This is a genomic window from Agrobacterium sp. A3-95, from assembly GCF_053521785.1.
On the sequence record NZ_JBNWDR010000010.1, the window covers coordinates 14,055 to 38,497 of the forward strand.

A 24,443-nucleotide genomic window follows, 5' to 3' on the forward strand; every position below is an offset into this window, starting at 1 on the left:
GTCAGGAGCCTTCGGTGGAAAGGCGGCGTTCGAGATAGAGGCCGAGCCGCGACAGGATTTCGACGATTGCCCAGTAGAGCAGGGCAATGGTGAGATAAGGGGTTACGACCGCGAAGGTGATCGAGCTGATCGTACCCGCGACCTTGGTCAGCTCGCTGAGCGTGATGACGGACAGAACGGCGGATTCCTTGACGAGATTAATGGCCTGGCCGACGGAAGCCGGCAGCGTCAGTGCCAGCGCCTGCGGCATCTGGATGTGGAGAAAGGTGTCGCCGGAGGTAATGCCCAGCATTCCCGCCGCTTCGATCTCGCCTCTTGGAACGGCATTGAAACCGGCGCGGAAAATCTCCGCAAAGGGGCCAGCGCCATAGAGGCCGAGACCGACGATGCCGGCGGCATAGGGGCTGAGGATCAGCCCCAATTGCGGGCCGCCATAATAGAAAAGAAACAGGATCAGCGCGAGCGGCGCGCCGCGGGCAAACTCCACATAAAGCCTTACCGGTAGGGAGATGGCCATGTACCGCGACCGTAGCGCCGCAGCCAGCACGATACCGATGATGACGGCCAGTGCGATACCCGCAATGGAAACTGTCAGTGTTGTGAACAACCCGGCCGCATAGAGAGGAATATCGTTCAGGAAGCCGGAAATCATCGCGTCGCTCCCTTTGTCAGGTGCCGTTCGACAAGGAGGCCTATTCCCGCAAGTAGCGCTCCAACCGCGACATAAAGCAGGAGAGCCGAGAGATAGGCGTCGAGTGGCCGGAAGGTGGTGGCCGCATATTGCTGGGCACGGCGCGTCAAGTCGGTGACGGCGATGACCGAAACGAGTGAGGAGTTCTTCACGAGAGCCTGTATCACGCCGACAAGTGCCGGCAACATGGTTCTGAAGGCCTGAGGCACTTCAATGTGCAGGAATGTACGACCTGCGGAAAGGCCGAGCATGGCGGCGGCTTCCCGTTCTCCCTTTGGAATGGATTGCAGGCCTGCCCTGTATATCTCCGACTGGAAGGCGGCTGTGTTTAGCGCCAGCGCCAAAGTTGCGGCAGCAACCGGCGTCAGATCCAGCCCCAGAAGTGGCAGGACGTAGAAGACGATCAGCAGCTGGACTAGAATGGGCGTGCCTCGCCAGAAGGAGATGTAGAGACCGGATGCCAGGCGGGGCAGGCGGCCGCTGCGACCGCAGGCCGCGAGGAGAAGGGCTAGCGGCGCTCCTAGAAGAAGCGCCGAAAGGCTGACGGTCAGCGTGGTGAAGAGGCCGTCCAGAAGAACCGGCCAGATGGCAAAAGATATCTTGTCCATGACCGGTTCGACCTGCCGGTCACTCAGTCGCCGGCAGAGTGGCGGGCAGCTCCATCTGCGCGCCGAACCATTTCTTCTGGAATTCGGCCAGTTTGCCGGATGCATTGAGCTTTGCCAATTCACTGTCCATGAAGGCATTTAGTGTCGCACTGTCAGTATCGTTGCGGCCCGCCCATGAGAAATAGGTCTTCGGTCCGAAGGTCGGCAGAACGACTTCAAAAGCATCCGGCCGCTGGCGTGCAGCTTCCAGAAGGTTTGGAAGCGAGTTGACGACGGCGCGCAGGCGCCCGGCACCGAGGTCGGCATAAGCTTCCGAGAAATCCGTGTAGCTGGAGACCGTCGTGGCATCCTTGCCGGCAGCCTTAAGTTCGGCGGAAAACGTCTCAAGCGCCTTGAGCTGCGCGGAGCCCGCCTGCGAGCCGACGGGCTTACCCGCGATATCTTCCGGCTTGGAGATCTCGGCATCGCCCTTGCGTTTCAGGATTGCCATCGTCGCATCGGCAACGGGTGCTGAGAGCTTGTAGGCCTTCATGCGTTCCGGCGTCACGGTGACCGAGGTCACGACATAATCGAAGCGGCTGGCGGCAAGGCCTGGCAGGATGCCCTGCCAGGGCAGATCGAGACGCTTCAGCTCAACGCCTGGCAAGGCTTTCATGACTTCTTGCATGATGTCAGCGGAATAACCGACGATCTTGCCGTCCTCGACAAATTCGAACGGCGCAAACCGGGCCTCGGTTGCGACAGTGAAAACCTTATCGGCCTTGATCTTTTCCAGAAGATCGGCGGCATGGGCGGATGCGCCGAGGCTGACGGCGAAAGCTGCGCAGAGCGTGAGAGATTTCGGAGTGAGCAGGTTTTGCATGGTTTCGTTCCCTTATTGGTTTGTGATTGGGGAGGAGGAAACCATGGACATTATTCCAGAAAAATAGGAAACTGATGGAGTTTATATTTGTAAAATTGATGTAACGGTCCCCATGCAGCTCGCGCAATCCGACCTTCGTTCTCTCGCCGTCTTCCGCGCCGTCGTGGAGCACAAGAGTTTTCTCGGCGCGCAAATCACGCTCGGGCTGAGCCAGTCCGCTGTCAGTTTCCATATCAAGGCGCTGGAAGACAGGCTCGGTTTCAAGCTGTGTCGGCGAGGGCGATCCGGTTTTGAATTGACGGATCGCGGCGCGCTCGTGCATGAGCGTTCGAAAGTGCTGTTCCTGGCGCTGAACGCCTTCGAAAGCGATATCGGTACGCTCAAGAACCGTATTACCGGTACGTTGCGACTGGGACTTGTGGACAACACGATTACCGATCACGACCTGCCCATTCACCGGATCATCGCCCGCATCAGCGAAAAGGCGCCGGAAGCACGTATCGAGCTGGTGATCGACACGCCGGACGCCCTGTTGTCGGAAATTGCCAATGGCGGCCTGGACATCGCACTTTTACCGGAAACGCAGCCGTATCAGGGCCTGAAGCTTTCGCGCTTCAGGGAAGAGGCGCATTCACTGTATTGCGCGAAGGGACACCAGCTCTTTCATCTTCCCGATGCCGAACTTTCCGTCGAGCGCATCGAATCCTTCGATTTTGTCGTGCGGCCCTATGCCAATATGCGTGAGCTGCAATATTTTCCGCAGGCACGGGCGCGCGCTTCGGCCTCCAACATGGAGGCGCAGGCGATGTTCGTGATGTCCGGCCACTATGTTGGGTATCTGCCTGATCATTATGCGGATGATTGGGTCCAGAAAGGAATTTTCCGGCCGTTGATGGCAGCAAAGACCCGTATCCAGTCCACCTTCGTTATTGCCACGCGGTCCGCTGAAAAGCCTTCGACGGTGCTCGATTTCTTCATTCGCGAACTCGCCGGTTTCGCATCAGAGGCGTTTCACAAGAACGCGCGCAAGGCGTAGAGCATACGCCGCTCATAGCCCCGTCGCCGCGAACGCCTACGTATGTTCCAGAGGGGCAAGTTTGATCTCGGAAGAAATTGCCTTGCCGATGGCATCGCTGTTCGCTATCCATACTTCAATAATTCAAGGATTATTGAAGTATGGATCAGCATCAGGCTCTTTCGGCATTTGCTGCCCTCTCTCAGGAGACGCGCCTCGCGATCGTTCGAGCACTTGTCGTTGCCGGTCCTGACGGACTGGCCGCCGGTGCAATCGCCGAGCGCATGGGCGTCTCGGCGACGAACGTGTCGTTTCATCTCAAGGAACTGGAGCGGTCTGGCCTCGTCTCGCAACGACGAATATCGAGGTCTATCCTTTACAGCGCCAGCTACGACACTTTGGCCGAGCTTGTGAAATTCCTGGTAGAAGACTGTTGTGCCGAACATCCGGCGATTCTGGAGAATGTCGAGCGAAGCGATGGATGCGCCAGTCCGGCCGGCACTTCCTCCGATGGGGGCAATATCGTTGCATAATTCGAAAGTACCCGCTGGCATCGTCTCAGCGCTTGGCCTCACGCAGATCATCGGTTACGGCACTCTCTATTACAGTTTCAGTATTCTTGCCCCCGGCATGGCGGAAGACCTCGGCCTGACATTGGCGGAGGTATTTGGCGTCTTCTCGGTGTCGCTATTCATCGGAGGTCTGTCGGCAACCTATATCGGCAGGCAGATGGATAGGATCGGAGCCGCCACGGTGATGACGGTCGGCTCAGGCCTTGCGGCCTTGATGCTGTCGCTCTGTGCCTGGTCACCGTCAGTCGCAATCTTTGCCGCTGCCATCATCCTGCTCGAGGTATCGTCCGGAATGGTGCAGTATCAGGCCGCATTCGCGACGCTGGTCGAAAGCGATCCCAGAACCGCATCCCGGAGCATCACCTACCTCACGCTGATCGGCGGGTTCGCATCGACGATCTTCTGGCCGATCTCGGCCGCGCTTTCCGAATGGATGTCGTGGCGTGAGATCTATCTGGTCTTTGCAGCGCTGAACCTGTTCCTTTGCATGCCTCTACACGTCTGGATCATGCGCGTCGGCAAGACCGGACCGAATGCGGATGCGGCCGTCCCTCGCGAAGCCATAATCGGAGCAATCCCCCACGATGCGCGCCGCCGAAGCATGATCATGGTGTCGTTCGCCTTCGCGCTTCTCGGATTTACGCTTGCCGCGATCCTCGCGCACATGGTGCCGATGCTCGGTTCCATCGGGCTAGGTGGCGCGGCAGTAGTTATAGGATCTCTGTTCGGTCCGGCACAGGTCGCAAGCCGCCTGATCAACATGGTCTTCGGAAAGAACCTGTCGCCGCCAGCGCTTGCCGTCCTGTCGGCGGTGCTGATCGTGTTCGGCATCCTGATCTTGCTGGCAACGCGAGACTGGCTACCGGGGGCAGTCGCGTTCGCAATCTGCCTCGGGCTTGGGTCAGGCATCAACAGCATCGCGCAGGGCAGCCTGCCACTCTATCTGTTCGGATCGGAAGGGTATGGCGCGATCACGGGCAAGATGGCGGCAGCTCGACTGGCGCTCGGAGCCGGGGCACCCTTCGCGTTCGCGGCGTCCATGGAAAACTTTGGCCTGAGCCTGTCACTCATTGGAAACGCATGTCTCGGCGCGGTCAGCATCACGGCATTCGTTGCGGTGGCAGCATCCTGTCGGCGGCCAGCCACCGCAACAACCTAGGTCGTCAGATCGACTTCAGGGAGACCCGCTTCTCCAACTCGACCGCTTCTTCCTTCCGCTCGCTGAAGCGGTCGGTCAAATAGGCCGAGGCATCGCGGGTCATGATGGTGAACTTCACCAGCTCCTCGCAGACATCCACCACCCGGTCGTAATAGGGAGACGGCTTCATCCGTCCGCTAGCATCGAACTCCTGATACGCCCTTGCGACCGACGACTGGTTGGGGATGGTGATCATCCGCATCCATCGCCCGAGGATACGCATCTGGTTCACAGCATTGAAGGACTGGCTGCCGCCGGAAACCTCCATGACGGCGAGCGTCTTGCCCTGTGTCGGGCGAACAGATCCGAGCGAGAGAGGAATCCAGTCGATCTGCGACTTCATGATGCCGGTCATCGCGCCGTGGCGCTCGGGGCTTACCCAAACCTGCCCTTCCGACCATTGCGAGAGCTCACGCAATTCCTGCACCTTCGGGTGGCTCACCGGTGCTTCGTCGGGCAAAGGCAGGCCCTTCGGATCGAATATCCGAACTTCGCATCCAAGCCGTTCGAGCAGCCGCCCTGCTTCGAAGGCAAGCAAACGACTATAGGATACCTCGCGTAGCGAACCGTAGAGGATCAGAATGCGGGGCTTATGTGTCGAAAAGGCCGGACGCAGAGCATCGAGATCAATCGCGTGCAGGTGCTGGCCCTCAAGTGCGGGGAATGTGTCAGGCAATGCGCTTTCCTTCATCATCGAGGACCTGTTCGCCGTCTTCTTTGGTAAACGGCCCCTTGAATGCGTCTGCCGGAAGTATATCCAGAACCACTTCCGAGGGGCGCGACAACCGCGTACCCATTGGGGTGATGACGAATGGCCGGTTGATCAGGATTGGTGTCTCGAGCATGGCATCGATCAACTGGTCATCGGTCAGTTCAGGATATCCAAGCCCAAGCACCGTATAGGGCGTGCCCTTCTCGCGGATCGCCTCGCGGACGGTCAGCCCGGCGTCGGCGATCATCTTGACGAGTTGCTCGCGGCTCGGCGGGGTTTTCAGATACTCGATCACAGTGGGTTGAATACCGGCGTGCTCAATGAGTGCGAGGGTGTTGCGCGAAGTGCCGCAATCCGGGTTGTGATAGATGGTGACGTCCATGCTCATTGCCTTTCGGTAATTGTGTTTCGAGAAACGGCTGGGGCCGCCTCGTACCAATCCTTCGAGCGGTTCACGATCCAGACGACCGAGAGCATGACTGGAACCTCGATGAGGACACCGACGACGGTTGCCAGTGCTGCGCCTGATTGAAAACCGAACAGGCTAATAGCGGCCGCAACCGCGAGTTCGAAGAAATTGCTTGCACCGATCAGTGCCGACGGACCGGCAATGCAGTGCCGTTCGCCGCTCATCCGGTTCAGAAGATAGGCGAGCCCGGAGTTCAGATAGACCTGGATAAGGATGGGGATTGCAAGCAAGCCGATGACGGCTGGTTGGGCGATAATCTGCTCGCCCTGGAAGGCGAAGAGAAGAACCAGTGTTGCAAGCAGCGCTACCAGCGAAATCGGCTGCAGCCTTGCGAGAATGCGATCGAGCATCCGTGACGTTCCGTCCGCCATGAGCCGGTGCCGGATGAACTGCGCGAGGAAGACGGGCACGACGATATAGAGGGCAACGGAGAGGACGAGCGTGTCCCATGGAACGGTGATTGCGGACAGGCCAAGCAAAAGGCCGACAATGGGAGCAAAGGCGATGACCATGATCGCATCGTTGAGTGCGACCTGCGAGAGCGTGAACAGTGGTTCGCCGCGTGTCAGGTTAGACCACACAAAGACCATTGCAGTGCAGGGCGCTGCGGCAAGAATGATCAGTCCCGCGATATAGGAGTCGATCTGGTCAGCGGGAAGATAGGGGCGGAACAGCCAGCCGATGAAGAGCCAGCCCAACAGCGCCATCGAGAACGGCTTGACGGCCCAGTTGATGAACAGCGTGACGCCGATACCCCGCCAGTAGGTGCCGACCTGCGTGAGAGAGCGGAAATCGATCTTCAGCAGCATCGGAATGATCATCAGCCAGATCAGGATTGCGACCGGGATATTCACCTTGGCAATCTCGGCCGCGCCAATGAGCTGGAAGACGCCGGGCAGCAAATGGCCGAGGGCGACACCGACGATGATGCACAGAAACACCCAGACGGTTAGGTAACGTGCAAATGTGGACATCAGGCGGACTTTCCCGCGTGTGGAGTGCAGCAGGGCGTCAACTCGGCGATCAGCGGAGCGCAAAGCTCTGCCGATCCACCACAACAATCTTTCAGGAGAAACAGCGTCATGTCGCGAAGCTGTTCTATCTGCGCGCGATACATGATGATTCTGCTCTGGCGTTGCGATGATACGAGGCCCGCGCGTGACAGAACATTCAGATGCGCGGACATGGTGTTTTGCGGCACCACCAGCGCGCGCGCGATGTCACCCGCCGGCAAGCCTTCCGGTGCGTGCCGCACCAGAAGCCGAAAAGTTTCGAGACGGGTTGGCTGGGCAAGCGCCGCCAAAGCGAGAATAGCCTGTTCTTGTTCCATATATCCAGATTAATGGAAATATAGGCATAGTCAATGTGTTTTTGCGGGTGTTACCACACACCACAAACTCCAGGGGATCATTTTACGAATATCGACAGAAACCAATTTCGGGCCGGTTTTTAGTGCGGGAAAATCGTCGGCCCAGTCGCTTCGGCGACTTGGTATTATTGTACATGCGAGTCCGCCTGCATGAGTGGGACGCCACCCATGCAGGCTTGCTTCAATGCATTGCGGACGAAACCGGCAAGCGTTCTGTTCGGCTCACGCGCCCGAACGGTCTCTCTGTTCGCGCCATACGGCGAAAGCTTTCTGGTGTTCGTCCTTCGTGCAGGGATAAAGACCGATGATGGTTGCGCCGCCCTTCACCTGTTCGACCACGAAATCCTCGTAAGCGGTCATTTCCACCGCTTCTGTCGCGATTTCGTCGGCAATTCCGGCGGGGATGACGATGACGCAATCCGCATCACCGACAATGATATCCCCGGGGAAAATCGGGGCATCGCCGCAGCCGATCGGGCCGTTGATTTCAATTGCTTCGTGTTTGGTGAGGTTGGTAGGGCTGGATGGTCGGGTGTGGTAGGCTGGAATATCCAGCTCCGCAATCGTCGCAGCATCGCGGAAACCGCCATCCGTAACGACGCCGGCAGCACCGCGCACCATCAGGCGGGTGATAAGAATATCACCAGCGGATGCGGCGCTCGGGTCTTTGCGGCTGTCCATGACCAGTACGTGGCCGGGCGGGCAGGTCTCAATGGCGACGCGCTGGGGATGTGCGGGGTTGCGGAATTCCACCAGCTGGTTGCGGTCTTCGCGGGCGGGCATGTAACGCAGCGTGAATGCAGGCCCGACCATGTTCGCGCCCTTGTGGCCAAGCGGGTGGACGCCCTGAATGACCTGGTTGCGCAGGCCGCGCTTGTAGAGTGCGGTTGCGAGGGTGGCGACGGAAACCGTCATCAATTTTTCCCTGGTTTCTGTATTCATCTTATTCTCCTCGAATAGCGTGAGTGTCTGCACATCAGTTTTTGTGGATCGGTTCGTCTATGAAAACGCCGCCCTGGTATTTCGCGATTGCGGCATCCGGATCAGGGCGAGGGACATCCCGTTCGATATCGGCCCGGAAGCGTGCGGCATTATCCCGCCGCTGCCAGCCGAGAAAATCGACGTGGGAATTATCCCACCAGCTGTCGTCATTGGCAGAGACGCCCCAGATGACCGGGCAACCGAGTTTTGGCGCGTGAAATACGGCCTCTACCAGGGAGACCAGATCGTCATGGCTGAGCCAGGTGGATAACATGCGCCAGTTGGTGGGCTTCTCTTCGCAGGAGCCAATGCGGACGATGGCCGTTTCCTGTCCGAATTTGGAATGGTAGAGGCTCGCCATTGCCTCGCCGAAAATCTTCGAGACGCCGTAAAGGCCATCCGGCAAAAACGGTGTCTGCGGCGATAGCTGCTCACCCTGCGGATAATATCCGATGGTGTGGTTGCTGGAGGCAAACAGGATGCGTGGCATGCCAGCAAGCCTTGCTGCCTCGTAAAGATTATAGACACCGCGCAGATTGGCGGCCTCGATGGGATCGTAAGCCTTTTCGACGGAGATGCCGCCGAGATGGACGATGCCGTCGCAATCCTTGACCAGCGTATGGACGGCGCCACCGTCCTCCAGAGAGCAGCGGATGATCTCTTCATTCGCTGCCGCCGCACCCATATCAACCACATCCGAAAGGCGGATGATCTCCGCGAGATGGCCGAGCCTGCCGCGCAACATGCTGCCCAGCTTGCCGCCGGCGCCCGTAATCAGCAAACGTTTCATCATTTTGCGCGCTCCCGTCTCAGAATATGTCGGGTTCGCCAGCGGTGCGGCCGAAATCCGTCTGCAGGAAATCGAAATCGCATCCGGCATCCGCCTGGGTAACGTGTTTCGAGAAGATGTAGCCATAACCACGCTCGTAACGCGGCGGCGGCGCCTGCCATGCGGCCCGACGCTGGGCGATCTCCTCTTCGCTGACCAGCATGTCGAGACGGCGCTGGGGCAGATCGAGCCGCACGATATCGCCGGTCTTCAGCAGGGCAAGCGGCCCGCCGACGAAGCTTTCCGGCGCGACATGAAGAACGCAGGCGCCATAGGAGGTGCCGGACATGCGGGCATCGGAGATGCGCACCATATCGCGGTGACCCTTCTTGATCAGCGCCTTGGGGATGGGCAACATGCCCCATTCGGGAAAGCCTGGGCCGCCAAGCGGGCCGGCATTACGCAGAACCAGAACGTGATCGGGCGTCACATCCAGATTTTCATCGTCGATAGCCGCCTTCATCTCAGGGTAGCTATCGAAGACCAGCGCCGGACCTTCATGGAAATGGAGTTTCGGATCGCAGGCGGCGGGCTTGATCACAGCACCATCCGGGCAGAGATTGCCGCGTAGAACGGCAAGCGATCCTTCGGCGTAAACAGGGTTATCCAGCGAGCGGATGACGTCGTCATTATAGACCCGCGCGCCTTCGAGGTTTTCGCCCATGCTGCGGCCGGTGACGGTGAGCACGGAACAGTCCAGACGGCTTTCGATCTGCTTCATCAGGGCTCGCAGACCGCCCGCATAATAAAAATCCTCCATCAGGTAATCTTTGCCGGAGGGGCGGACATTGGCGATAAGCGGCGTCACGCGGCCGAGTTCGTCCAGCTCGTCCAGCGTCATCGGCACACCAGCGCGTCGCGCCATGGCAATCAGATGCACGACGGCATTGGTGGAACAACCGGTCGCCATGGCAACGATGGCCGCATTCCGAAACGCGGGCGCAGTGAGAATACGATCCGGGGTCAGCTCCTCGGCCACCATTTCCACAATGCGACGGCCACAGCCTGCCGACATGCGCTGGTGTTCGGCGTCCACCGCCGGGATGGACGAAGCGCCGGGCAAAGTGAGACCAAGCGCATCGGTGATTGCCGTCATGGTCGATGCCGTACCCATGGTCATGCAGACGCCGGCGGAGCGGGCAATGCCGCCCTGCACGCCGCGCCATTCTTCATCGGTCACGTTACCGGCCCGGCGCTCGTCCCAGTATTTCCAGGCATCGGAGCCGGAGCCCAGCACCTTGCCGGCATAGTTGCCGCGCAGCATCGGCCCGGCCGGAAGATAGATCATCGGCACGCCGGCCGAGATCGCTCCCATGACGAGGCCGGGGGTGGTCTTGTCGCAACCACCCATCAGCACCACGCCATCCAGCGGATGCGAACGAATCATTTCCTCCGTCTCCATGGCGAGCATGTTGCGATAGAGCATGGAGGTTGGCTTGGTGAAACTCTCATCGACCGAAAGCGAGGGCATCTCGACCGGGAAGCCACCTGCCTGTAGGACGCCGCGCTTCACATCCTTCACACGTTCGGGAAAATGCGAGTGACAGGTATTCAGCTCCGACCAGGTGTTGAGAATGCCGATGACGGGTTTGCCGGCAAAATCCTCCTCCGAATAGCCAAGCTGCATCATGCGTGAGCGGTGGCCGAAACTGCGCAGATCGTCAGGCGCGAACCAGCGGGAGGAACGGAGTTTTTTGTCGGTCATGTCAAAGGTCCTGCTTTACGGGGGCGTGGCGACGAAGGCTTAGTCCTGCTTCAGCGTCTGCCCGCTTTTCGTATCGAAGAGGTGGATATGTTGGAGCGGCGCCGACATGCGGATGACTTCGCCAGCCGATGTCGATGTCTGCCCCGCAAGATGCAGGGTGACGTGGCTGCCGTCACCGAGGTTGCCATAGAGATAGGATTCCCCGCCGAGCTGCTCTGCCGTGCGCACGGACATGGTCACCGCACCATCCGGTGTGGGCTGCACATGGTTGGGGCGAATGCCGAGCGTGACCTTCTGGCCGGGTGCGTAGGAAAAGCCGCTCTGCGGCAACGGGATCAATTCGCCGGTCGCGATTTTAAGGGACGGCTGACCGTCTGCTACTACTTCGCCGGCGAAGAAGTTCATCTTCGGCGAACCGATGAAGCCTGCTACGAAAAGGTTTGCGGGGCGATTATAAAGATCGAGGGGAACGCCGAACTGCTCGAGCTTTCCGGCGCGCAGCACGGCAATCTTGTCGGCCATCGTCATGGCCTCGACCTGATCGTGGGTCACATAGATCATGGTATTGCCAAGACGCCGATGCAGGCTGGAGATCTCGCCGCGCATATCCACGCGCAGTTCCGCATCGAGGTTCGACAGCGGCTCGTCAAACAGGAAAACCCGCGGTTCGCGCACGACAGCGCGACCGATCGCGACGCGCTGTCGCTGGCCGCCCGACAGATCCTTCGGCCGCCGCTCAAGCAGCTGGTCGATCTGCAGCATCTTGGACACCTGTGAGACCTTCTCGACGATGTCTTTTTTCGGCGTGCCGATATTTTCCAGGCCGAAGGACAGGTTTTCCCGGACCGTCATATGCGGGTAGAGCGCATAGGACTGGAACACCATGGCAAGCCCGCGATCGGCAGCCGGAACCGCGTTCACCACGTCGCCGCCGATGACGATATCGCCGCCGCTCAGCTCTTCAAGACCGGAGATCATGCGCAGCAGCGTCGATTTTCCGCAACCGGACGGGCCGACGAAAACACAGAACTCACCGTGCTTGATATCGAGATCGATACCCTTGATGACGTCGAGGGCGCCATATGTTTTTTTGACCTGACGAAGCTCTATACTTGCCATTGTGTCATTCCCTCCCTTGAGGATCATTTTCCGCCGGTCGATGCGATGCCGGTGGCGATATATTTTTGCAGGAACATGAAGACCAGCGCGATTGGCGCCAATGTCAGCACCGTCATGGCCAGCAGGTTGCTCCACTCTGTCGTCATTTCTCCCTGGAAGGAGTTGAGCGCCAGTTGCAGGGTGAAATTGTCGTTGCGCGTCAGCACGATAAGCGGCCACAGGAAGTCGTTCCAACGCCACATGATGGCGAGGATGGCCAGCACCGCTAGCGCCGGTGCAGACAGTGGCAGGATGATGCGCCAGTAGATTTTCCATTCGCTGGCCTTGTCCATGCGTGCCGCATCTAGGATTTCATCCGGGATGGTCAGCATGTACTGGCGCAGCAGAAATACGCCTGTCGGTGTGGCCGCTCCTGGAATGATCACACCCCACAGGCTGTTGATCATGCCGAGCTGGCTGGTGATGAGAAAAAGAGGAACGAGCACGACGGTCTGCGGGATCATCAACGTTCCGACGACGAGTGCCAGAACCACGCCTCTGCCCTTGAAGCTGTATTTCGACAGTGCAAAGGCCGCCATCGAGTTCACGATCAGCATGATGACGGTCGACGTCACCGTTATGAAGGTCGAGTTCCAGAAATAAAGCGGAAAGTTGAAGCGCTGGAAAAGCTCGGTGTAGTTCTCCGTCGCCAGTGCCACCTTCTCGGCCGGGCGCAGCTCGTTGAACGGCATCTTCATGACTTCGCCGGGCTTTGCCGGATCCACCACCTGGGCGACGAGCCCGACGCGCCTGATCATGCCGAGCTTGCGGCCTTCCTTGTCGACAAAGGCCGGCAAAGGTGCGGCCTGACCGTCAATGACCACGGTTTCCTGCGCATAGGGAAGCAGGCGCGGCGGAAACCGCTGGAGGTCGGCTTCCGTCTTGAAGGAGGAGAGAACGAGCCAGAGAACGGGTCCGAACATCATCAGAACGGCAACGCCGAGATAGGCGTAGGACAGCCAGTCGGTCCAGTGCAATTTGCCGTTTCTGCCGCGTGTGCGGGTTAGAAATGCGCCAATCCTAGCCATCGACTTTGCTCCTGTTGGCCCGGAATTGCAGGGCAGTCAGCACCACGAGAACCACGGCAAGCAGCAGCGAAGCGGCCGCGGCCAGTCCGAAGTTGCGGGGTGTTCCGGCAAAACCAGTCTGATAGATGAATTGAATGATGAAGGTCGTTGCCGAACCCGGCCCACCGCCGGTAAATGCGAAGACTTCATCGAAGGTCTGTACGCCCTTGATGAGGGACAATACGAGAACCACGAGCATGGTCGGGGCGAGAAGCGGCATTGTGATCCGGCGGAAAATCCGCCACGGGCTTGCCTTGTCCAGCTGTGCCGCCTCATAGACGTCACGCGGAATGGCCTGAAGACCGGCAAGCAGGATGAGCGTGTAGAAGCCCATATGCGCCCAGACGGACAGGAATACCGACCATCCAAAGGCAAGGTTGGCCTCCAGCAGCCAGTCCACCGAACCGATACCGAGGGAATCGAGCGCAGCGTTCAGGACGCCGAAACGCTGCAATATCCACTTCCATATCAGCGCCACGACCACCGGTGAAAGCAGCACGGGAAAGAAGAAGACGGCGCGGAAGAAACCGCGTGCCCTGATGTCACGGTTGAGCACGACCGCCGTAATCAGAGAGAAGCCCACCATGAACCCGACCTGCAGCACCACGAAGAAAAGCGTGTTCCAGACGGAGCGCCAGAAAAGATCGCGCTGACAGGAATTGGGATCGAAATAGTTCTGGCACGAGAGAAGGACCGAGAAGTTTTCGCCGCCCACGGAGGGGCGTTCCGACAGCAGGATATGCTCGCTGCCTGTCACTGAATAAGCCATGTTGAGAACGATCGGCAAAAACGCGAAGACCGCAAACAACAGGAGGTTGGGTGTCAGAAACACCCATGCGATGCGCCGATGCCCGAGCATTTTCTGCAAGAGGGCGAAAGGCAGCTCTATGATGCCCATGACGGGCGCAAGAAGTCTGTACATTGATGGTCCTCCTTCGATCCGGCGCGGCGCGGCAAGGCCGCGCCGGAAGGCGATGGATCACTTCGCCTGTTTCAACGCTTCCTCAAGATCGGCCTTCGCACGTGTCATGGCGTCGTCGACCGTGCTTTCGCCAACAATCGCCTGCGTGACGCGCTGGACGGAAATGTTGAACATCGCACGGTTGTTCTTGTAGCCCTGATAGGCGTAGGCGATGGGGCTGATACCAGGGACCTGATCCAGCCACGCGTTCATGGCCTTCTGGGTCGCCGGGGTTGCGCCGGTGTAGTCGATAGGCTTTGCGCCGACGGCCTTGTGAGCCGGGACGTTGCGGGTACGGACGGTGAAATCGAGGTAATTTTCGTCCTGCGCGAGGAAGTTCAGAATATCCGCGACGATCTTGGGGTTCTTGGTCTGCTTGAAGCCCACGATACCCGTTCCGCCTGGCATGCCGGTGCATGCGGCCGGTCCGCATGGCTGCGACACGACTTCCCAGTCGAAAGCATCGCCGACCTGACTGTCGAAGCGCGCTGTCTGCCAGCTGCCGGAATAATAATAGACGAGCTGACCGTTGATGAATTCCTGCGCCGCATCGCGGTAGGTGTTGCCACCCTGACCGGCCCAGACGTCACGCGCCATGGTGCCGTCCTTGTTCCACTCGACGAATTTCTTCACGAAAGTGGTGAAGCCCTCGTCGACCAGGATCGGCTTGCCGTCGGCGTCGAAAAGTTTCGCACCGTAGGAAATAGCCGGACCGGCGATACGGTGACCGGAGCGGTCGATCGCCATGGGGTATGGCGAGCCGGTGGCCTTGGCCACTTCATTTGCTGCCTTCGCCCAGTCGTCAAAAGTCGCATCCTTGCCGGGAACGGCGACTTTCGCCTGATCGAACAAGGTGCGGTTGATGAAGGCGCCGGTAATGGTAAGCTGCGTCTGCATACCATAGATGCCCTTGTCGTCGGGGCCGCTACGATACCATTTCAGCACATCGCCGAAATTGTCCTGCCAGTACTTCGCATCCACGTAGGGCGTCAGGTCGAGATAATAGCGATTGAGGCCGCCAAGATCGGTGACGGTTGCGAAATCCGGGCCGCTGCCGCCGGCGAGCTGCACCGGCAGGCCTTCGAGAAGCGCCTTGTAGGGCACGATATCCGTAACGATCTTGACGTCAGGATGCTGTTTTTCGTAACGCGACAGGATGTCCTTCAGGACTTCGCAGCCGTTGCCGTCATAGGCGCAGGTGAAGCGAACTTCCTGTGCCTCAGCGGCACCGGCAAAAAATGCCGTCCCGAGGGCCAAGGCAAACGCCAGGCTGTATTTTCTGCTCATCTGGTTTCCTCCCTTTAGATGATTATGCCGTGGCGGACGCGCGCGGAGCCCAACCCTTGAGCCGCTCATTGTCAGCGGTCAGCGGCAGGCGAACGGCCGTGCCTTCCTGTACCGATGTGTAGATTGCGGTTACGAGTTCGATGGACTGCAAGCCGTCCGTAATCGTCACTTCCTTGCCCGCGCGACCCTCCATCGCATTGGCAATCGCCTCGACAAAACCGGTAAAGCCGTTTTCGCCATCTTTAACCGTTGCGAGAACGGCGTCGATCTGGTCCTGCGTGGTCGGCGCCCGCGCCGTAAAGTGCCATTTATCTTCCGCCGGACGATAGGGCAGCGTTCCGCTTTCGGCCGTGAAGCCTTCGAAGCAGAACCGCAGACGGGACGTGTCGTCGGCTGCACCAAGCGTGACCGAGCTGGTGGCGAGCGCGCCGCTCTTCATGCGGAAGCTGATGGCGGCGCAGTCTTCCGTCTCGATCCTGTTCACCCGGGTGTCGGCCATGGCGAAGACCTGTTCCACCGGACCTAGGACATGGCACAGAAGGTCGTGGGCATGGATGGCGTGACCGAGGATCGCGCCGCCGCATTCACCCCTCCAGGTGCCGCGCCAGGGAATGTCGTAGTAGCTCGCGCCACGGTTCCAGTGAACTTCCGAGCTTGCCACATAGGCTTTGCCAGCAAGTCCGGCGTCGATGAGGGCGCGCAGCTGCCGTAGGGCGGGACCAAAACGATACTGGAAAACCGGAAAGACGCGCCGTCCGGTCTTCTTGACAGAGTCCATCAGCGCATTTGCTTCCTCCAGCGAACGCACCAGCGGCTTTTCGCAGACCACGTCCTTGCCGGCCGCGTGGGCCTTAAGCATTACGGGGAAATGCAGATGCGGCGGCAGGCAGACGTCTATGAGCGAAATGCTTTCATCGGCGAGGACTTCTTCGAGATCCGCCGTGATGCGGATGGAAGAATTTTCGCCAGCCACCGCCCGTGCCCGCTCCACATCAAGATCGCAGATCGCCTTGACGGTGAAACGTTCCGGCAGCGCCAGATAACCGGTGAGATGCTGTGCGCCGATACCGGCGCCGATAATGGCGACGCCGATCATGCTGCGGTTCCTTCAGCCTTGGCCTGCGCCTGAAGCGAGAGGTCACAAACCTTGAAGACGTGTTCCTGCGTCATGGCAGTTTCCGTGCGGTTGCGGATATCGTCGCATACACGGGCGAAGTAGGGCAGGCCGGCACCGGATGCGTCGATATATTCGCAACGGTCGCCATTGACGAGGATCAGACGGTCTGTGCCCTCGGTGTTGCCGACATCGACGTATTTGCGCAGTTCGATGTAACCTTCGGTACCGAGGATCGTCAGGCGGCCATCACCCCATGTCGGCAGTGCATCGGGTGTGTACCAGTCGACGCGGATATACCCATGGCCCTTGTCGCCGCGCAGCACGACTTCGCCGAAATCCTGCAGGCCCGGATCGCCCGGGTTGGCGTAATTGGCAACGGTGGCAGATACGATCTCAACTTCGGTGGAGCCCGTAAAGAACATGAACTGGTCGATCTGGTGGCTGGCAATATCGGTGAGAATGCCGCCATAGGCCTCGCGTTCGAAGAACCATGTCGGGCGAATTTGTCGGTTCAGGCGGTGCGGACCAAGGCCAACCGTCTGGATGACGCGGCCGATGGCACCCTGTGCAACCAGCTCGGCGGCTTTCGTGACGCTCGGGACTTCGAAGCGCTCGGAAAAATCGACGGTCCAGATTCTTTTGGTCTTGGCAACGGTCTGGCGCAGGCGCTCAAGCTGGTCGAACGTGGTGCAGCCCGGCTTGTCGGACATGACGTCCTTGCCCGCTTCCATGGCAGCGATGGCAAGATCGGCACGCTTGGACGGAATGTCGGCAATGATGACGAGATCGATGGTTTGGTCAGCCAGCAAATCCTCCTTGGAGGCAGCACGCGGCACGTCCGGGAAGCGCTTTACGAAACCTTCGACCACGTCCGGCTCGCCTTGCGTCCACCAGCCCGCAAATTGCGCACCGGCATCCAGCATGTTCTGCGCCATGCCGAAAATGTGCCTGTGCTCTATGCCGAGAGCCACGAACTTGATTGGTTTACTCATCCTGCAGTTCCACTTCCTTGCCGGTTTCGGCTGAGTTGATGATCGCGTCGATCAGTCTGTGAGACAAAAGAGCTGCTTCACCGGTGACGACCGGCGGGCGCCCTGAAGAAATGGCGTCGACGAAATCGTCGAAAACGCCCTGATGCCATTCATGCGTGAAAGCCATGGGATCGGCGCCGCCGCCGGTGCCGGAAGCGGCACCACCGAAGGTTTCCTGGCGGCCGTCGCGCCAGTCGACATGCAGTAGGCCGGATGCGAGCCGCAGGCTTGCCTTGTCGAAATGGAGGAGAATGGATTCAGGCGCACCGGGAAAGCTTGCGGTGCTCGCGACGAGCGAGCCGACGGCGCCGTTTTTGAAACGAAGGCCGGCCGATACGTAATCCTCGGTTTCCATCTTGTGAAAACGCGTCGTTGCCGCCATGGCCTGCACGCGGGCAACAGGGCCTGCAAGGCTCAGGGCCAGATCGATCGTGTGGATTGCCTGCGATATCAGAACGCCGCCGCCGTCACGCGCAAGCGTGCCGCGTCCCGGCTCATCATAATAGGCCTGGGTACGCCACCACGGCACCGAAATCTCGCAAAGGCCTAGTTCGCCGAGCGTGCCGGATGCGACCAGTTCGCGTGCCTTTTGCGATGCGGCGCGCATGCGGTGCTGGAAAATGATACCGAGCGTTACACCCGCATCGCGGCAGAGCGCTACCAGATCGGCCGCTTCCCGCGTGTTGCGGGCGACAGGCTTTTCGAGAAGAATGTGTTTGCCGGCTTTTGCAAGCGGACCGACGATATCGGCGCGGGCATTGGGCGGCGTTGCGATGATGGCGAAATCGACATCGCCGTCACGCGCGGCTTCCTCGATTGACGCGTATACGGCAACGTGGTGACCAGTGTGTTTTGCCGCTTCGGCAGCCAGCGCTTTCGCGCGGCCGGAGCCACCGTCGACAATCGCTTTCAGGCGGATTTTTTCAGGGCTTGCCGCACAGGCAAGCACATGCGTCTTCGCTACCATTCCGGCACCAACGATGACGCAGGTCTTGATATTTTGCATTCGGGAGCCTCCTTCCCATGGCCATTCAATTGCATACCGGTATGCCGGTTGTCAACACACCAGTGTTCCGGTATACCGGTTATAGAGAAAGACATTTGGAGAGCGTATGCCAAAGATCCCGATGACAGGCGGCACGGTGCCGATGATGGAACGACTGGATTTCAACCGACCGGTTGTGGACCAGATCTATTCGGCGCTGAAATCTGCCATCCTTTCGCGGGAGCTGTTTCCGGGCCAGGCCGTGTCGGAAAACGAGATTGGCCAGTCCTTCAACTCCAGCCGCACCCCGGTGCGCGAGGCGTTGAGCCGGCTGCGAGATGACGGTTTGATCGTCACCCTGCCGAGCCGCGGGACCTATGTCTCCAGACTGTCGGACAAAAATATCCGCAGCGCGCAGTTCATTCGTGAGGCGCTGGAGGTTGCCGCTGCCCGCAGGCTCTGCCAGACCGGCATTCCGGCCGAAGCGGACCAGGAAATCCTGCATGCGCTGGAAGGCCAGCGTGTGGCGATGGAGCTTGGCGACAAAAAGGCCTTCCGTATCCATGACGACCAGTTCCACAGCGCCCTTGCCGCCGCAACCGGCCTCGAAAGGCTGGAGACCCTGTTGATCCGGGAAAAGGCTGGGCTAGACCGCTTGCGAGCGCTGGCGATTACCGACGAAGCACACATGGCCAGACTGCTGACGGAGCATGAGGCCGTCTACAATGCAATCAAGGCACGTGAGGAGGAGAGCGCGGTGGATTATCTGCGCCAGCATCTCCGCCGCGTCCTCGGCATTCTGTCGCAGATCTTCGAAGCACATCAGGAATATTTCGAATAACGCCACGCTGCGCAATTCAACGGTTCAGATAGAAAATGACAACAGCAAATTTCGACAACGCGCCTGCGATCGATCAGGCAGGACTCCTGTGCGACGAAATCAGCATTCTTGCGGAAAGCCCGGTGTGGGACGAAAGACGTCAGGTCCTGTTCTGGTGCGACATTCTTGGCAAGAAGCTACGTTCAGCTGGGCTGGGCGGCGTCCAGTATCGTGAATGGACGTTCCCGGAAACCGTCTCCAGTCTTGGGCTCTGTCAGAGCGGTGATCTGATTGCCGCTTGCGGGATGGATATACTCATCCTCAATCCGGAAAGCGGCGCGCGGCGCACACTTCATTCCATTCCCGCACCTGAAGGCATCGCCTGCCGGCTGAATGACGGACGTGTCGGTCCGGATGGAGCTTTCTGGGTTGGTACCATGCACAATGTCCCGCTCTCGCAGATGCAGCCCCATGGAGAGCTCTGGCGTATTACGAATAATGGGGCCGAACGTATCCAGACCGGACTGACATGTCCCAACGGCCTCGCTTTTTCGCAGGACGGTTCCGTCATGTGGCAAAGCGATTCCGTGCAGAAATGGATACGCAGGCGGAATTTCGACAAAACCAACGGTGTATTTGATGAAGGTGTGCTCGTCGCACAAATGCAGGAAGAGACCGGAAGGCCCGATGGTGGATGTATTGACATAAGCGGCCGATATTGGAGCGCGGGTGTCTCTGCCGGCGTTTTGAACATTTTCTCGGAAGACGGCAGTCAACAGATCGGGACGGTAAGGATGCCTGTTCCGCATCCAACGATGCCCTGCTTTGGCGGGCCGGATTTCGGCTCGCTTTTCGTGACATCGCACCGCCATAACATGACGCAAGACAGGCTGAGCGAGGTACCTCTTTCCGGTGGCGTTTGGGTCATTCCGTCCGACATCAAGGGCTTTCCCGCATTCCGTTTTGAGGATGGCAGGTGAAGCCCAAATCGTAAGTCTTTGATCTTTGTTGCCCAACGCAAGTGATGGGTTTCGGCCAGTCTACGTCAGGCAAATTCGTCCTGTTGATCCTGTAGTCTGGCCGTAATCAGCATCGCTTCCGCATTGGTAGATATTGCGGTCGAGATCAGCGTGTTCCGTGCTTTTCCTGCAAAAGCCGGATGGTGAGGTGCTGCAGCAGAATGATGGTCTTGGCGTCGCGAATATCGCCGCGGCTGATCATCTGCATAGCGTCTGGCAGAGCGATTTCCAGCACGTCTATGTCTTCTCCCTCGTCCGCGGAGCCGCCGCCTGTGCCCACTTTATGGTTCTCGGCATATTCGCCGTAGAAAAAGGCGAGGTATTCGGTGACCGATCCGGGGCTCATATAGATATCGAACAGATGGGTGAGTTCGGAAACCTCATAACCGGTCTCCTCCATCAGTTCCGCACGCATGCGCGCTGCCGGTTCAGCGCCTTCCAGCAGCCCCGCCGGAGTCTCGATCAGCGACTCGAGGCCGCCGTTCAAGAGAACCGGCAAACGGAACTGGCGGGTGAGCAAAACATGGTCGTTTGCGGGGTTGTACAACAGGCATGTCGCTCCGTTGCCGCGATCATAAGCCTCCCGGGTCTGCCGTTGCCAGCTTCCGTCCCTTAGCTGAAGTTCATACTCATATTTGGTCAGCCGTCCCCAATCATCCGCCAATACGCGTTGCGAAATCGGGCGGTAAACACTGCTATTCATCAAGTCACCTCGTCATTATCTGTCTTTTCAAAGGCCTTGCATCCGGCCTTCGACTTGCGTGCGTGTCTCGCCGCCGACCCATATCTGGCCGGTATCATCGCGGGTCAGGTAAATGCGGCCTTGACGGCCAAGACATGTGCCCTGGGCGGCGACATAGTCTTCCGCGACCACGCCTGTCGCAAACAGCCATTGCGCCAGCGAGGCATTGAGGCTTCCGGTGACAGGATCCTCGGCGATGGCGCCCAGATGATCGCTGAAGAAGGCGCGAACCTCGAAGGCGGCTTCGCCGCCATTTGCGTGCGGACCAACGACGCCAACGTCAATGCGGCCGGGCCAGCTGCGGACCGGCTCAAGGGCAAGCACCTTCTCAGCCGATGCCAGCCTGATCCCCAACCAGCCGGGGCCATTGTCGATCCATGCGGCATCAACGATGTCGCGTGTCTCTATTCCCAGCAGCAGCCGGGCCTCTTCCAGCTCTGCGGGTGTCGGCGCGCCTGAACGGATAAGGGGCGGAGCGGCAAAGGAAAGTCGACCATGCGCGTGCCGGATCGTGACCAGACCGGCACCGCATTCCTGAACGATGCCCGTTTCGCTTTTGGGCAGGCCGTTTTCGGAAAGCCAGGCATGGCAAGTGCCGAGCGTAGGGTGTCCGGCAAAAGGCATCTCCCGGTCCAGTGAGAATATCCGGACACGGTAATCAGCCTGGGGGTGGGTGGGCGGCAGCAGAAACGTGGTTTCGGACAGATTGAACCACCGCGTCAATCGCTGCATGTCATCCGTGGTCAAGGTGTCTGCACCCGTGACGACCGCCAGCGGATTGCCAGAAAGCGGGCCGGAGCCGAATACATCGATCATATGGATAGTAAAGGTCATGGCATCGTTCTTTCAGTTCGGATCGATTGTCGGCGCGGAATGTCTATTGCGTAATCCGTTCCAGCACGCGGCTCAATGCCCGCTTCAATGCGCTCGAACCGCCATTGCCGTCAAAGTCCTGAAGAACCTGCTCGTTCAGGCCACCCTTGGTGGCGAATTCGCGGCTGAGATCGGTAAAGTCCGTGTCCTTGCCGGCAAGCAGCGCCACTTCGGAGAGGCCGGCGAAGAGGGGTGCAAGATAGGCGCGGCCCTTTTCTTCCGGCAGGCCGTTTTCGGCCAACCACTCCGTCGTCTGTTGCAGAATGCCGAAATAGGTTGCCATCAGGGCGCTTGCGGCGGCGAGAAGGTCGTATTCCGCCTTTGTTTCACATTCCACCGCATTGCCGAGCACGTTGAAGATCGCGGCGGTATCCGCATCGGAGGGGTAAACGGCCGTGACGCCTTTGCGGCGGGCGACAAAAGGCAGCGGGATCGCCTGGGTCAGGCGCACATCCACGCCGATCCAGTCAAGCAGTGCATGTCGACCGGTTGCGGCAGCGACGCTTATGACTTTCTGCCCCTCGCGAAACCGCAGCGGCCGGATGACGTCCTCGGCGATCTGCGGGCGGATGGCCAGAACGATGGTATCGCAGCCGTCGACAATCGCCTGATTGTCGCTGGAGACGATCACCTGCGGGAAATCGGCGGCAAGCCTGGCCGAGATATCCGCGCTGCGCTGGGATACCATGACATGCGGCACGGCGGCAGGCGTGCTGAGGAGCCCCCGCACCATCGCATCGGTGATAGCGCCGGTTCCGATAAAGCCGATTTTCTGGGGAAGGGACATGATGACTCCATTGCATTGATAGGAAGGAACGATACATCGGTACGGCTGACGCAGGAAGGCAATGAAACAATCTCTAGATTGCCGGGGGCTGGCATATCTGCCGAAGAAATGGCGTGGCAACCGGATCGGCCACCTCACATACCCGTTAAATCTCTCCGAACCAACGGGCTGCTGCCCTTGCGAATTTCTCCTTGTCCGGAGCAGACTCCGTGGCCCAGGCGACGATACCATCGGGGCGCACCAGGACTGTGCTCAAGCCCAATTGATCGATGGCATTGCCGGCGACATAGGAAATCCGGCCGTTCCAGCGGCCTGCCAGCGCTTCAAGCGATGCGTCCACGCTAAAATTCAAAAGCAGACCTTTGCCCTCTCTCAGAAGTTCGCCGGTGCTCCTCCCGTCCGCCAGTGCGAAGTCCGGAACGCTTCAGCCCACCAGCGGATCGTTGCCGCCTAGCTCGTAGCGGAGGGAAATGCCCCATACGCGCTCGGCGAAATATGTCGCGCCGTCGCGGGTCTCGATGAGATCGCGGATGATGGCTTCCAGCGCCCGTGTACTCCGGCTTGGGCGCATCAGTGCGACCTGGGCGCGCGACCAGTCAAGGACCTGTGCACCCACTGGGTGTCGCTCACAGTCACGGCCGATGCTCCCGGAAAGCGGCGGCCAGTGTGCGCAGCGCCTCACGGGATCTGCTGTCGGTAAGGGTCGAGAACATCACGATCTCGGTGGAAGGCAGCGGCGGGAGGCTGAAACGCTGGCTGACCTCGATTGTACCGGGTGGCGCCAGGCGGCAGGAGAATGCCGAAATGGCGAGACCTGCCGAAACGGCCGCGGTCACCATCGATGAGGTGCCGCCAAGAAAGACTTCCGTCCACGCGATGGCGGCGGAATCAAGAGCACGAGCGGCGATGTCACGTACACCGCAGGCGGGCGAAAGCGCTGCCAGTCGCAGCGGCTCGCCCTGACGATGCTCGAATTGCGGGGCTGCGAACCAGCCGAAATGCTCTGGCCCGAGCACTTCGCCATCACGCCTGTCATCCTCGCGCCGGATGATTGCAGCATCGATCTCGCCGCGGTCGAAGGCATCCAGCAACGTGCGGGAATTGTCCATCCGCACTTCTATCGTCAGTCCCGGATCGTGCGCGTTGAGCCGCGCCAGCAGCGTTGGCACTTCCGGCCCGGCAACATGGGCGGCGATGCCAAGGCCAAAGCGTCGGCGCGTGGAAAAAAGCCCTGCCATGGCGCGATCGTGCGCGGCAAGGAATTCGCGGGCTGGTGTTAGAAACACGGCGCCTTGCGCGGAAAGCCGCACCGAACGCGGCGTCCGCTCAAGAAGCCGCTGGCCGAGCCGGTCTTCCAGTCGCTTGAGCTTGACGCTGATGGCACCCTGCGTGGTTCCGAGCGTTTCGGCAGCGCGGGTGAAGCTCTGCAGATCGGCGATGGTGACGAAAGCCTGAACGGCATCCACATCCAGAGTGGTCACTTTAATCATCCAAATTTGTTGTCTCTGAAATATCCAAGCATCCAATTCAGTTATGGTCAAGCTTTCACTAATTTGCCTTGGACTCTGCAAAACACGGATCGAAG

The 24,443-nt window shown here is 59.4% G+C and carries 26 protein-coding genes and 1 pseudogene; 5 read left to right on the forward strand and 22 right to left on the reverse strand.

Annotated elements, in window-relative coordinates:
- Position 1: 1 nt before the first annotated feature.
- From ACQZ5Y_RS22590 to ACQZ5Y_RS22600, 3 genes are read right to left on the reverse strand one after another with little or no spacing between them, the layout of a single operon-like run.
- Complete coding sequence (locus tag ACQZ5Y_RS22590; protein WP_003518030.1) at positions 2 to 652, reverse strand: amino acid ABC transporter permease; 651 nt, start codon at positions 650 to 652, stop codon at positions 2 to 4.
- Entirely contained in the window at positions 649 to 1,299 is a 651-nt protein-coding gene (locus ACQZ5Y_RS22595) for an amino acid ABC transporter permease (protein WP_174060188.1), read from the reverse strand. The genes ACQZ5Y_RS22590 and ACQZ5Y_RS22595 overlap by 4 nt, the downstream gene beginning before the upstream one ends.
- Positions 1,300 to 1,318: 19 nt before the next feature.
- Positions 1,319 to 2,161, reverse strand: a complete 843-nt coding sequence (locus ACQZ5Y_RS22600) for a transporter substrate-binding domain-containing protein (protein ID WP_174060189.1) — start codon at positions 2,159 to 2,161, stop codon at positions 1,319 to 1,321.
- A gap of 112 nt (positions 2,162 to 2,273) precedes the next feature.
- On the opposite strand from ACQZ5Y_RS22600, the gene ACQZ5Y_RS22605 reads away from it, so the two are divergent.
- The 3 genes from ACQZ5Y_RS22605 to arsK all read left to right on the forward strand — a co-directional run bounded on the left by ACQZ5Y_RS22605 (position 2,274) and on the right by arsK (position 4,907).
- Positions 2,274 to 3,197, forward strand: coding sequence for a LysR family transcriptional regulator (locus ACQZ5Y_RS22605; protein ID WP_112201142.1), 924 nt, complete (start codon positions 2,274 to 2,276; stop codon positions 3,195 to 3,197).
- A gap of 140 nt (positions 3,198 to 3,337) precedes the next feature.
- On the forward strand, positions 3,338 to 3,709 hold the full coding sequence (locus tag ACQZ5Y_RS22610; protein ID WP_080849903.1) for an ArsR/SmtB family transcription factor: 372 nt from the start codon (positions 3,338 to 3,340) through the stop codon (positions 3,707 to 3,709).
- Positions 3,687 to 4,907, forward strand: coding sequence for an arsenite efflux MFS transporter ArsK (gene arsK / locus ACQZ5Y_RS22615; RefSeq protein ID WP_113473244.1), 1,221 nt, complete (start codon positions 3,687 to 3,689; stop codon positions 4,905 to 4,907). Before ACQZ5Y_RS22610 ends, arsK begins: the two co-directional genes overlap by 23 nt.
- Before the next feature lie 4 nt (positions 4,908 to 4,911).
- On the opposite strand, the gene arsH is transcribed toward arsK, so the two are convergent.
- From arsH to ACQZ5Y_RS22685, 14 genes are all read right to left on the reverse strand, one after another.
- A complete protein-coding gene (arsH, locus tag ACQZ5Y_RS22620; protein WP_112392108.1) occupies positions 4,912 to 5,640 on the reverse strand; it encodes an arsenical resistance protein ArsH in 729 nt (242 codons plus the stop codon).
- Positions 5,615 to 6,040, reverse strand: a complete 426-nt coding sequence (arsC, locus tag ACQZ5Y_RS22625) for an arsenate reductase (glutaredoxin) (RefSeq protein ID WP_003518039.1) — start codon at positions 6,038 to 6,040, stop codon at positions 5,615 to 5,617. The genes arsH and arsC overlap by 26 nt, the downstream gene beginning before the upstream one ends.
- 2 nt (positions 6,041 to 6,042) lie before the next feature.
- The gene (gene arsB, locus ACQZ5Y_RS22630) at positions 6,043 to 7,101 is read right to left on the reverse strand and encodes an ACR3 family arsenite efflux transporter (RefSeq protein ID WP_174060190.1); all 1,059 of its coding nucleotides are present in this window, start codon (positions 7,099 to 7,101) and stop codon (positions 6,043 to 6,045) included.
- Positions 7,101 to 7,457, reverse strand: a complete 357-nt coding sequence (locus tag ACQZ5Y_RS22635) for an ArsR/SmtB family transcription factor (RefSeq protein ID WP_003518041.1) — start codon at positions 7,455 to 7,457, stop codon at positions 7,101 to 7,103. Before ACQZ5Y_RS22635 ends, arsB begins: the two co-directional genes overlap by 1 nt.
- Before the next feature lie 261 nt (positions 7,458 to 7,718).
- Positions 7,719 to 8,438, reverse strand: coding sequence for a ribonuclease activity regulator RraA (locus ACQZ5Y_RS22640; protein WP_003518042.1), 720 nt, complete (start codon positions 8,436 to 8,438; stop codon positions 7,719 to 7,721).
- A 34-nt stretch (positions 8,439 to 8,472) separates the two neighbouring features.
- Positions 8,473 to 9,270, reverse strand: a complete 798-nt coding sequence (locus tag ACQZ5Y_RS22645; RefSeq protein ID WP_111804757.1) for an NAD-dependent epimerase/dehydratase family protein — start codon at positions 9,268 to 9,270, stop codon at positions 8,473 to 8,475.
- A gap of 16 nt (positions 9,271 to 9,286) precedes the next feature.
- Positions 9,287 to 11,011, reverse strand: coding sequence for an L-arabinonate dehydratase (gene araD / locus ACQZ5Y_RS22650; protein WP_003518044.1), 1,725 nt, complete (start codon positions 11,009 to 11,011; stop codon positions 9,287 to 9,289).
- Positions 11,012 to 11,050: 39 nt separating this feature from the next.
- Complete coding sequence (locus tag ACQZ5Y_RS22655; protein WP_025595271.1) at positions 11,051 to 12,130, reverse strand: ABC transporter ATP-binding protein; 1,080 nt, start codon at positions 12,128 to 12,130, stop codon at positions 11,051 to 11,053.
- Positions 12,131 to 12,153: 23 nt separating this feature from the next.
- The gene (locus tag ACQZ5Y_RS22660; protein WP_003518047.1) at positions 12,154 to 13,197 is read right to left on the reverse strand and encodes a carbohydrate ABC transporter permease; all 1,044 of its coding nucleotides are present in this window, start codon (positions 13,195 to 13,197) and stop codon (positions 12,154 to 12,156) included.
- The gene (locus ACQZ5Y_RS22665; protein WP_003518048.1) at positions 13,190 to 14,158 is read right to left on the reverse strand and encodes a carbohydrate ABC transporter permease; all 969 of its coding nucleotides are present in this window, start codon (positions 14,156 to 14,158) and stop codon (positions 13,190 to 13,192) included. The genes ACQZ5Y_RS22660 and ACQZ5Y_RS22665 overlap by 8 nt, the downstream gene beginning before the upstream one ends.
- A gap of 57 nt (positions 14,159 to 14,215) precedes the next feature.
- Positions 14,216 to 15,484 (reverse strand): ABC transporter substrate-binding protein, encoded by a 1,269-nt coding sequence (locus ACQZ5Y_RS22670; protein ID WP_174060191.1) that lies wholly within the window; start codon positions 15,482 to 15,484, stop codon positions 14,216 to 14,218.
- 22 nt (positions 15,485 to 15,506) lie between these two features.
- Complete coding sequence (locus tag ACQZ5Y_RS22675) at positions 15,507 to 16,580, reverse strand: Gfo/Idh/MocA family protein (RefSeq protein WP_112391172.1); 1,074 nt, start codon at positions 16,578 to 16,580, stop codon at positions 15,507 to 15,509.
- Entirely contained in the window at positions 16,577 to 17,593 is a 1,017-nt protein-coding gene (locus tag ACQZ5Y_RS22680) for a Gfo/Idh/MocA family protein (RefSeq protein WP_019566602.1), read from the reverse strand. Before ACQZ5Y_RS22680 ends, ACQZ5Y_RS22675 begins: the two co-directional genes overlap by 4 nt.
- Positions 17,586 to 18,638 carry a Gfo/Idh/MocA family protein gene (locus ACQZ5Y_RS22685; RefSeq protein ID WP_013761993.1) on the reverse strand — a complete coding sequence of 351 codons (1,053 nt, stop codon included), beginning with the start codon at positions 18,636 to 18,638 and terminating at the stop codon, positions 17,586 to 17,588. The genes ACQZ5Y_RS22680 and ACQZ5Y_RS22685 overlap by 8 nt, the downstream gene beginning before the upstream one ends.
- Positions 18,639 to 18,744: 106 nt before the next feature.
- Here ACQZ5Y_RS22685 and ACQZ5Y_RS22690 point away from each other — a divergent pair, with 106 nt between their 5' ends.
- Together ACQZ5Y_RS22690 and ACQZ5Y_RS22695 are read left to right on the forward strand one after the other, a co-directional pair.
- Complete coding sequence (locus ACQZ5Y_RS22690; protein ID WP_003518055.1) at positions 18,745 to 19,458, forward strand: GntR family transcriptional regulator; 714 nt, start codon at positions 18,745 to 18,747, stop codon at positions 19,456 to 19,458.
- Between the two features lie 35 nt (positions 19,459 to 19,493).
- On the forward strand, positions 19,494 to 20,417 hold the full coding sequence (locus tag ACQZ5Y_RS22695; RefSeq protein WP_174060192.1) for an SMP-30/gluconolactonase/LRE family protein: 924 nt from the start codon (positions 19,494 to 19,496) through the stop codon (positions 20,415 to 20,417).
- Between the two features lie 145 nt (positions 20,418 to 20,562).
- Here the strand turns inward: ACQZ5Y_RS22695 and ACQZ5Y_RS22700 are convergent, their stop codons facing one another.
- The 5 genes and pseudogenes from ACQZ5Y_RS22700 to ACQZ5Y_RS22720 form a co-directional block, all read right to left on the reverse strand.
- The gene (locus ACQZ5Y_RS22700; RefSeq protein WP_019566599.1) at positions 20,563 to 21,159 is read right to left on the reverse strand and encodes an NUDIX domain-containing protein; all 597 of its coding nucleotides are present in this window, start codon (positions 21,157 to 21,159) and stop codon (positions 20,563 to 20,565) included.
- A 27-nt stretch (positions 21,160 to 21,186) separates the two neighbouring features.
- Positions 21,187 to 22,032, reverse strand: a complete 846-nt coding sequence (locus ACQZ5Y_RS22705) for a PhzF family phenazine biosynthesis protein (RefSeq protein ID WP_174060193.1) — start codon at positions 22,030 to 22,032, stop codon at positions 21,187 to 21,189.
- 43 nt (positions 22,033 to 22,075) lie between these two features.
- A complete protein-coding gene (locus ACQZ5Y_RS22710) occupies positions 22,076 to 22,858 on the reverse strand; it encodes a pyrroline-5-carboxylate reductase (RefSeq protein ID WP_112290702.1) in 783 nt (260 codons plus the stop codon).
- Positions 22,859 to 23,003: 145 nt separating this feature from the next.
- Positions 23,004 to 23,489 (reverse strand): annotated as a pseudogene (locus ACQZ5Y_RS22715) (aromatic-ring hydroxylase C-terminal domain-containing protein); the annotation flags it as partial.
- A 1-nt stretch (position 23,490) separates the two neighbouring features.
- The gene (locus ACQZ5Y_RS22720) at positions 23,491 to 24,348 is read right to left on the reverse strand and encodes a LysR family transcriptional regulator (RefSeq protein WP_003518061.1); all 858 of its coding nucleotides are present in this window, start codon (positions 24,346 to 24,348) and stop codon (positions 23,491 to 23,493) included.
- Positions 24,349 to 24,443 lie beyond the last annotated feature (95 nt).

Excerpts from the sequence above, each read along its gene's own strand:
- arsK (WP_113473244.1), top strand. The coding sequence starts at position 3,687 with ATGGGGGCAATATCGTTGCATAATTCGAAAGTACCCGCTGGCATCGTC.
- arsC (WP_003518039.1), bottom strand. The coding sequence starts at position 6,040 with ATGGACGTCACCATCTATCACAACCCGGATTGCGGCACTTCGCGCAAC.
- arsH (WP_112392108.1), bottom strand. The coding sequence starts at position 5,640 with ATGATGAAGGAAAGCGCATTGCCTGACACATTCCCCGCACTTGAGGGC.
- ACQZ5Y_RS22645 (WP_111804757.1), bottom strand. The coding sequence starts at position 9,270 with ATGATGAAACGTTTGCTGATTACGGGCGCCGGCGGCAAGCTGGGCAGC.
- ACQZ5Y_RS22720 (WP_003518061.1), bottom strand. The coding sequence starts at position 24,348 with ATGATTAAAGTGACCACTCTGGATGTGGATGCCGTTCAGGCTTTCGTC.
- ACQZ5Y_RS22605 (WP_112201142.1), top strand. The coding sequence starts at position 2,274 with ATGCAGCTCGCGCAATCCGACCTTCGTTCTCTCGCCGTCTTCCGCGCC.
- ACQZ5Y_RS22685 (WP_013761993.1), bottom strand. The coding sequence starts at position 18,638 with ATGCAAAATATCAAGACCTGCGTCATCGTTGGTGCCGGAATGGTAGCG.
- ACQZ5Y_RS22590 (WP_003518030.1), bottom strand. The coding sequence starts at position 652 with ATGATTTCCGGCTTCCTGAACGATATTCCTCTCTATGCGGCCGGGTTG.
- ACQZ5Y_RS22680 (WP_019566602.1), bottom strand. The coding sequence starts at position 17,593 with ATGAGTAAACCAATCAAGTTCGTGGCTCTCGGCATAGAGCACAGGCAC.
- ACQZ5Y_RS22660 (WP_003518047.1), bottom strand. The coding sequence starts at position 13,197 with ATGGCTAGGATTGGCGCATTTCTAACCCGCACACGCGGCAGAAACGGC.
- ACQZ5Y_RS22690 (WP_003518055.1), top strand. The coding sequence starts at position 18,745 with ATGCCAAAGATCCCGATGACAGGCGGCACGGTGCCGATGATGGAACGA.
- ACQZ5Y_RS22610 (WP_080849903.1), top strand. The coding sequence starts at position 3,338 with ATGGATCAGCATCAGGCTCTTTCGGCATTTGCTGCCCTCTCTCAGGAG.
- ACQZ5Y_RS22640 (WP_003518042.1), bottom strand. The coding sequence starts at position 8,438 with ATGAATACAGAAACCAGGGAAAAATTGATGACGGTTTCCGTCGCCACC.
- ACQZ5Y_RS22595 (WP_174060188.1), bottom strand. The coding sequence starts at position 1,299 with ATGGACAAGATATCTTTTGCCATCTGGCCGGTTCTTCTGGACGGCCTC.
- ACQZ5Y_RS22670 (WP_174060191.1), bottom strand. The coding sequence starts at position 15,484 with ATGAGCAGAAAATACAGCCTGGCGTTTGCCTTGGCCCTCGGGACGGCA.
- ACQZ5Y_RS22600 (WP_174060189.1), bottom strand. The coding sequence starts at position 2,161 with ATGCAAAACCTGCTCACTCCGAAATCTCTCACGCTCTGCGCAGCTTTC.
- ACQZ5Y_RS22675 (WP_112391172.1), bottom strand. The coding sequence starts at position 16,580 with ATGATCGGCGTCGCCATTATCGGCGCCGGTATCGGCGCACAGCATCTC.
- araD (WP_003518044.1), bottom strand. The coding sequence starts at position 11,011 with ATGACCGACAAAAAACTCCGTTCCTCCCGCTGGTTCGCGCCTGACGAT.
- ACQZ5Y_RS22665 (WP_003518048.1), bottom strand. The coding sequence starts at position 14,158 with ATGTACAGACTTCTTGCGCCCGTCATGGGCATCATAGAGCTGCCTTTC.
- ACQZ5Y_RS22635 (WP_003518041.1), bottom strand. The coding sequence starts at position 7,457 with ATGGAACAAGAACAGGCTATTCTCGCTTTGGCGGCGCTTGCCCAGCCA.
- arsB (WP_174060190.1), bottom strand. The coding sequence starts at position 7,101 with ATGTCCACATTTGCACGTTACCTAACCGTCTGGGTGTTTCTGTGCATC.
- ACQZ5Y_RS22710 (WP_112290702.1), bottom strand. The coding sequence starts at position 22,858 with ATGTCCCTTCCCCAGAAAATCGGCTTTATCGGAACCGGCGCTATCACC.
- ACQZ5Y_RS22700 (WP_019566599.1), bottom strand. The coding sequence starts at position 21,159 with ATGAATAGCAGTGTTTACCGCCCGATTTCGCAACGCGTATTGGCGGAT.
- ACQZ5Y_RS22695 (WP_174060192.1), top strand. The coding sequence starts at position 19,494 with ATGACAACAGCAAATTTCGACAACGCGCCTGCGATCGATCAGGCAGGA.
- ACQZ5Y_RS22705 (WP_174060193.1), bottom strand. The coding sequence starts at position 22,032 with ATGACCTTTACTATCCATATGATCGATGTATTCGGCTCCGGCCCGCTT.
- ACQZ5Y_RS22655 (WP_025595271.1), bottom strand. The coding sequence starts at position 12,130 with ATGGCAAGTATAGAGCTTCGTCAGGTCAAAAAAACATATGGCGCCCTC.